The 6,795-nt window shown below is 62.6% G+C and carries 5 protein-coding genes and 1 pseudogene; all 6 read right to left on the bottom strand.

The genetic code is table 11. The features are described from left to right. Nucleotides 1-61: 61 nt before the first annotated feature. Nucleotides 62-733 carry an SRPBCC family protein gene (locus ABX74_RS26185; protein ID WP_003946004.1) on the bottom strand — a complete coding sequence of 224 codons (672 nt, stop codon included), beginning with the start codon at nucleotides 731-733 and terminating at the stop codon, nucleotides 62-64. Then, nucleotides 730-3,252: an aerobic carbon-monoxide dehydrogenase large subunit gene (cutA, locus tag ABX74_RS26180; protein WP_019746089.1), complete on the bottom strand. Its 2,523-nt coding sequence runs from the start codon at nucleotides 3,250-3,252 to the stop codon at nucleotides 730-732. Before cutA ends, ABX74_RS26185 begins: the two co-directional genes overlap by 4 nt. Then, nucleotides 3,249-3,893, bottom strand: a complete 645-nt coding sequence (locus ABX74_RS26175; RefSeq protein ID WP_029256750.1) for a (2Fe-2S)-binding protein — start codon at nucleotides 3,891-3,893, stop codon at nucleotides 3,249-3,251. Before ABX74_RS26175 ends, cutA begins: the two co-directional genes overlap by 4 nt. Before the next feature lie 2 nt (nucleotides 3,894-3,895). Further along, a complete protein-coding gene (locus ABX74_RS26170; protein WP_019746091.1) occupies nucleotides 3,896-4,798 on the bottom strand; it encodes an FAD binding domain-containing protein in 903 nt (300 codons plus the stop codon). A gap of 89 nt (nucleotides 4,799-4,887) precedes the next feature. Continuing rightward, complete coding sequence (locus ABX74_RS26165; RefSeq protein WP_020909747.1) at nucleotides 4,888-6,327, bottom strand: uracil-xanthine permease family protein; 1,440 nt, start codon at nucleotides 6,325-6,327, stop codon at nucleotides 4,888-4,890. Nucleotides 6,328-6,619: 292 nt separating this feature from the next. Next, a pseudogene (locus ABX74_RS30240) lies at nucleotides 6,620-6,795 on the bottom strand (aspartate aminotransferase family protein); the annotation flags it as partial.

The raw sequence follows: 6,795 nt of genomic DNA, 5'->3' as shown, positions 1-6,795 counted from the left end.
CGAACCTGGTCGGTTCGGGGCGTTTCCCTCATCGTGAATCAGCTGTTGACACCTGAGTGAACTACTCGCGACAACCAGAACGCGCCAGGAATCCGCCTATAGCAACACCTGACAAAGCAATGGCTGCGCCGACGACGGCGCTGACCATCACCGTGCGAGCATCTGTGCCACCCGCTGTCGGTGCAGCGGCCGGAAGAACCGCCGGTGCCGCGACAGCTCCGGAAACCACCGGCGCGCCTTCGACCGCCACTGCCGGTATTGCCGCCGCCACGGCGGCAGTGACCTTCTCGGGGATGCCGTTGGCAATGACGCCGTCGATGCTCTTGAAGAACACCCCGGCCATCTTCTTGGCTACACCGGTGATCATGCGCTGCCCGACGCCGCCGACCATCCCGCCGACCACGGCATCGGCGTCATACGAAAGCAGCGTGCCACCCTCGTTCTCCGTCAAGGTGACCGTGACGTCCGCCTTCACCGTACCGGGAGCACCAGCCCCCGAAGCCGTCATGACAAACGAATTGGGCCGATTCTGTTGCGACAGAACAACCTCGCCGTCGTAGACGCCCTTGATCGACGCAACTCCGGCCATGATGGAGAGCTTGTAGTGATTGTCCGTGAGCTGCTCGAGCGACTGCACACCGGGAATGGTCGCGGCCAGTACACGACCGTCCTGGAGCTTGTCGTAGACCTCTTCGCGAGGTGCCGTCAGCTGCGCGGTGCCGGCGATTCTCATGCATTCTCCTCTGATGACGAACCCGCATGCGCGAGTCGAAGTTCGAACAGTTCGGACGGTGAAATGGGCATGGACGTGATCGAGATTCCTTCGGCGTCCTCGATGGCGGCCGCGATGACGGCGCTGGTGGGGATCACACCGGCCTCACCGGCCCCCTTCATTCCGAGTGGGTTGAGCCCTGACGGCGTGACGGTGTGATCCATCTCGAGCGAATCCGGCATCTCGGTGACGAACGGCATCAAGAAGTCCATGTACGACGCGTTGAGCATCTGCCCGTGCTCGTCGTAGACGATCCGTTCGTAGAGTGCGCCGCCGATACCTTGCGCGACGGCGCCCATGACCTGACCTTCGACGATGCGGGGGTTGATCACGTTTCCGCAGTCGTGGATGACAACGTAACGACGGACCGTGATCTCGGCTGTCACGGGATCGGTTTCGACGATCGCCGCGTGCACTCCCGAAGCGAAGGTGGAACTGGGCGGCGAGTAGTAGCCGGTTGCTTCCAGACCGGGCTGCTCACCCTCGGGAATCGGCGGCTTCGACATGTCCGTGTCGGTCTTGGCGAAACCGGTGGCCAGCTTCGACTCACGGTCGAACGCATATCGTAGCGGGTTCGACAGCACGGCAACAACACTCAGCGGTACGGACGTACCTTCCACACCGGCTTCGGTGCCGATCTTGCACACGTGGCCTTCCCGGAGTTCCAGTTCGGTTTCCGGCAGATCCAAGATTCCGGAGGCGATCTTCTTCGCCTTCTCCGCGACCATCTGCGCCGCGACATGGAAGGCCGAACCCGACATGACCGCCCCACGCGAGGCGAAAGTGCCTACGGCATAACCGAACCGACGGGTATCACCCGTGACGATCTCGACGTCGGAGACCTTGACTCCGAGATCGTCCGCAACGATCTGGGCGAACGCGGTCTGATGGCCTTGGCCTTGCGTCGTCAAGCCTGTTGCCGCCTTGACCTTTCCGGACGTCTCGACCACGACGTGGGCACCCTCGTAAGGTCCCGGGCCGGTTCCCTCGACGTACGCACCGATACCGATTCCGACCGACCGCCCTTCGGCGCGAGCCTTCCTCTGGTACTCGGGAAATCCGTCCCAGTCGATGAGCTTCTTGAGCTTGTCGATGCCTGCCTGGTAGTCGCCCGTGTCGTAGATCAACGGGCGTCCGTCCTGGAACATCAGGCCGAAGTCGTACGGCATGTCCTCGGGGCGAATGAAGTTCGCCTCCCGCACCGCGATCTTGTCCTTGTTCAGGTACTTGGCGATGGCGTCCATGGATCGCTCCATCGCGAACACGGCCTGCGGACGTCCGGCGCCGCGGTACGGGGTCACTATGACCGTGTTGGTGTACAGCGAATAGGCGTTGACCCGGAACGACTTCGGCTTGTACGGCCCGAGAACCTGCGTCGCGGTGTTGATCATGACGATGATCCCGTACGGCAGGTAGGCACCGTTGTCGTGCCAGAACGTGAAGTCGAACGCCAACAGACGACCCTCGTCGTCGAATCCGATGTCGACCTTCTGGATCTGCCCACGCTCGTGCGCGCTCGAGATGAAGTGCTCACGGCGATCCTCGACCCACTTCACCTCACAGGAGATGCCGGCCTGGCCGAGGCGTCGAGCGGCCCACGTGATCATCACTTCTTCGGGCCACGGGTGAACGATCTTGACGCCGAATCCACCGCCGACGTCAGGAGCGATGCAGTGAACCTTGTTCAGCGCCATCCCCAATCGCGCGGCGATTGCGGCGCGGGCGGACGTGGAGGTCTGGGTGGAGGTCCAGAACGTGAGGGTGTTCTCGTCGCCGTCCCAGCGCGCGTAGACACCCTTGCCCTCCATCGGCATGGAAGCCGAACGCTCGATTTCGAGATCCAGCGTCAGTCGGTGCGGCGCGGCGGCCAGTTCGGCATCCAGATCTCCGAACCCGTGCTGCAGGTGAGCGGCGACGTTGTCCGGAACGTCGGCGTGGACGGCGTTGGCGGCGGTGCGAGCGACGTCGATCCCCACTACAGGCTTCAGCGCCTCGTAGGTGACGTCGATCTTCGCGCAAGCGTCCTCGGCGATGTACCGGTTGTCGGCGACCACCATGGCGATGGCTTCGCCGACATGCTTCACCTCGTCCTTCGCGAGGGGATACCCGTTGCGCGGAGCGATGATTCCCGGATGCGGAATGAGCAGTGGCAGGTTCTCCGCCATTTCCGGCGTGTCGGCCAGGAGATCTTCGTAGGTGTAGATGGCATGCACACCAGGCACTTCCAGCGCCTGGTCGATGTCGATGTCGATGATTCGCGCATGAGCGTGCGGCGACCTGACGAATGCCGCGATCAGCGCGTTGTGGCCCAGATCGTCGAGGTATCGCCCCTGACCGCTGAGCAGACGCGTATCTTCCTCGCGCGGAATCGGTTTACCGAAGAACTTGCCGTCGTCGGCAACCGAATGATCGGCCGTCGAATGATCGGAAGCCGGGTGCTTCGCCCCGTTGCGCTTTGCTGGTTTGACCGGAGTACTCATGCCTTACCCGCCCGTCCTCCGACGGGATTCGTCGTTCCCCGCACCTTGCGATCCAACGCCTCCCGAGTGGACGCGTCGTCGATTCCGAGCGGGAACTGCCCGGCCCGTTCACGCTTGATCTCGGCTGCGCGCAGAACCGACGCCCTGATGTTCTGGTATCCCGTACAACGGCAGAGGTTTCCCGCGATCGCGTCGGTTGCTTCCTCACGTGTGGGATTGGGGTTCTCCTCGAGAAACGCCGCGATGGTCGTCACGAATCCCGGTGTGCAGAATCCGCACTGCAGACCGTGACAATCCTTGAACGCCTGCTGAACCGGATGCAAAGTACCGTCCGGCTCAACGAGGCCTTCGACGGTCGTGATCGATCGACCTTCGAGGCTGGCAGCGAGGACGAGGCAGGACCGAACCGGCTTGCCGTCGAGCAGCACGGTGCACGCACCACACACGCCGTGTTCACAACCGACGTGCGTGCCCGTCTTACGGAGGTGGTGACGAATGGCATCCGAAGCCAAGGTGCGGGAGGGAAGAACGACGGTGCTCGTCACCTCGTTGAGCGTGAACGTCACGGCCACATGGTGCTCACCGGTGTCTGCTGCCAACTCGGCAAGTTGATCATCGATGGAGCGATCGTTTTTGGACATTGTCACCACTTTCCTGCCAGTACTGCGTTCTCACTGAGAGCATCCGTTGCCGCCGCGAAGCCGACCCGCGCCGTGAGCGCGGACACCAACTGCGAGCGGTACGCCGCCGTCCCGTGAATGTCTGCCTCGGTATCTATCTGCGCGCGGGCGCATTCTCCGAGAGTGCGCCATCGCGGGTCTCGCTGATCCGTCGCGGACGCCCCCGCCAGCACGTCCGTGTAGTCCACGACCTGCCCCAGCTCTCCGGCGGACACGTACGTCATGTGCGCTTCGGCCACCAGACCGTCGACCACGCGAATCCGGGCGACGACGCCGACCAGTGCATAGTCACCGTGACGACGCGCGATCTCGTCGATGGCGGTCCCCACTCCGGGTTCGGCGCCGGGCACCGACACCGACACCGCGATCTCGTCCGATTCCAGGCTCGACTCGAGAGGACCGGCAAAGAGATCCGTCGACGCGATCTCGCGGGTGCCACGCACCGACTGGACGGTCACGCTGCCGCCGAGCAGTGTCAGGACTGCCGGCATCTCCGCCGACGGGTCGGCATGGACGATGGAACCGACGCTCGTCCCGCGGTTACGGATCGTGGGGTGCGCTACCAACTGCAGAGCACGGTTCAGTAGAGGCTGAACTCGACGAGCACCTTCGTCGGCCGCCAGCACCGAGTGCGTGGCCAGGGCCTGGAACCGCACTCCTTCGTCTTCGGACGAGGTCACCGAAGCGAGGTTCGGGATCGATCCGATGTCGACGATGTGGGCGGGCGCGGCGAGGCGCATGGACAGCAGCGGCACAAGCGATTGCCCACCGGCGAGCACCTTCCCCTCGTGAGAGACCTCGGAGAGGATTCGGCACGCGTCCTCGACCGAGGACGGTCGGTGATAAGTCAGCGGCGACGGTTTCATTACTCAATCCTGCCTCTATGAGTCACTTCACGTTTTGTGCAGATGTGACAACGGTCACGGGTCATACCTGGCATACATTCAACTTGGCATCACGTGAGCTGCGCCACGGGCTCTTCCCGTTCGTCATCTGACGTATCCGGACCCGTCGTGGAGCCCGGTCGCCTGCCGGGCTCCGGCCTGTTCAGTTCGGGGTTCCTGGACCCGACGAACTGGCAGAAGTGGTACATCACGATCAAGACGATGGTGCCGAGCGCGATGCCTCCGAGTGAGAACGTGTCACTGAACTTCAGAGCCGTGTCGCCGATACCGATGATCAGACCGGCGGCGATCGGCATCAGATTCAGCGGATTCCCGAAGTCGACACCGTTCTCTTTCCAGATCTTGGCGCCGAGCAGACCGATCATGCCGAACAGAACCACAAGAATTCCGCCGAGAACGCCGCCGGGAGTCGCCGCCATGACCGCCCCGAACTTGGGGGAGAAGCCGAGCAGGATCGCGATGACACCCGCGATCACGTACGCGGCGGTCGAGTACACCCGAGTGGCCGCCATGACACCGATGTTCTCGGCGTGTGTCGTCGTGGGAGAGCCGCCTACTGCGCTGGCGATGGCGGTGGCAAAACCGTCACCGGCAATTGCGCGTCCGATGTACGGGTCGAGATCGTCGCCCGTGATCTCGGCGACGGCCTTGACGTGACCGGCGTTTTCCGCGACCAGTGCGATGACACCGGGAAGGACCAGAACGATGAACGTGAGGCTGAACGAGGGAGCGTGGATACCGACGATTCCGTTGGCTTCGTCCGAGAACGGCGGCAACCCGAACCATGACGCCGAGTGCACCGAATCCCAGTTGACACGAAAGTGCTCGGTGGGTGCTCCACTACCGCCGGCGGACGTGATCGGACCGGAGACCCGGTCGAGGACCCACGAGAAGATGTAGCCGAAAACCAGCGCGACGAGAATGGCGATACGTCCCAGGAAGCCGCGTAGCGCAACGCTCATCACGATCAGGGCAACCATCACGATCAGTGCCACCCATTGGTCCTGCGGCCAGTACAACCCCGCGACAACGGGCGCCAGGTTGAAACCGATCAGCATCACCACAGCGCCGGTGACCACCGGCGGTAGCGCTTTACTGATGACGCCACCGCCGAGAAAGTGGATGGCGATGCCGACGAATCCCAGAACCAACCCCGACACCAGAATCGCACCGGTCACTTCCGCCGTCGTTCCACCCTGAGCACGAATAGCGGCAACGCCGCCGACGAAGGCCGCCGACGTACCGAGGTAACTGGGGACGCGTCCTTTGACCACCAGGAGGAAAAAGAGCGTACAAAAGCCCGACATCATCACGGCAAGTTGAGGATTGAGCCCCATGATGATCGGGAAGACGAACGTCGCGCCGAACATCGACACGACATGCTGGCCACCCAACCCGATGGTTCTTCCCCAACTGAGTCGCTCGCCGGGAGCGACCACTTCACCGGGTCCGATGTTCTTTCCGTCTCCGTGCAACGTCCAGATCGGCATGACGAGACCTTTCGCGAAGGAGGAAGGTGTTCGAAATGCTTTGTGCCCCAGCTCACAAACACCGTGTCTGGAGTGAAACGCTAATGCAGCAATCAGATTTGGACGTGATGACAATCTGCCAGAACCCACTCGCCGAGATTGGCAACAATGGTGGCAGATGACGCGGGCAGGGGTCATCGTCAGTGCTGGAGACAGTTTCGACCGAAATGAGGACCGCGCCGCGAAGGGTCCAAACATTTTCTTCGGCTTAATGATTCCGTAACACGATGTCTGTCAACGGAAAACGAGGTACCTAGCCCAGGGCTGCGAGGATCCCTGCTGCCATCTCCGCGACCTGATCGTCGGTCATGACGAACGTCGGCGAAATCTGCATCGCACCCTGACCCGCCGCGCGACCCGAAATACCGTGCTCACGCAACGTCTTCACGAACGGCAAAGCCTCCGCCGGATCAGCCAACTGCACCGCAG

Source organism: Rhodococcus sp. ARP2, from assembly GCF_001029585.1.
Classification (GTDB): Bacteria; Actinomycetota; Actinomycetes; order Mycobacteriales; family Mycobacteriaceae; genus Rhodococcus_F; species Rhodococcus_F erythropolis.
Note: the sequence above shows the minus strand (reverse complement) of the source record. Positions and strands in the feature narration are given on the sequence as shown.

What these genes read in the sequence shown, in the direction of transcription:
- ABX74_RS26185 (WP_003946004.1), bottom strand. Translation starts at nt 733, where the DNA reads ATGAGAATCGCCGGCACCGCGCAGCTGACGGCACCTCGCGAAGAGGTC.
- cutA (WP_019746089.1), bottom strand. Translation starts at nt 3,252, where the DNA reads ATGAGTACTCCGGTCAAACCAGCAAAGCGCAACGGGGCGAAGCACCCG.
- ABX74_RS26175 (WP_029256750.1), bottom strand. Translation starts at nt 3,893, where the DNA reads ATGTCCAAAAACGATCGCTCCATCGATGATCAACTTGCCGAGTTGGCA.
- ABX74_RS26170 (WP_019746091.1), bottom strand. Translation starts at nt 4,798, where the DNA reads ATGAAACCGTCGCCGCTGACTTATCACCGACCGTCCTCGGTCGAGGAC.
- ABX74_RS26165 (WP_020909747.1), bottom strand. Translation starts at nt 6,327, where the DNA reads ATGCCGATCTGGACGTTGCACGGAGACGGAAAGAACATCGGACCCGGT.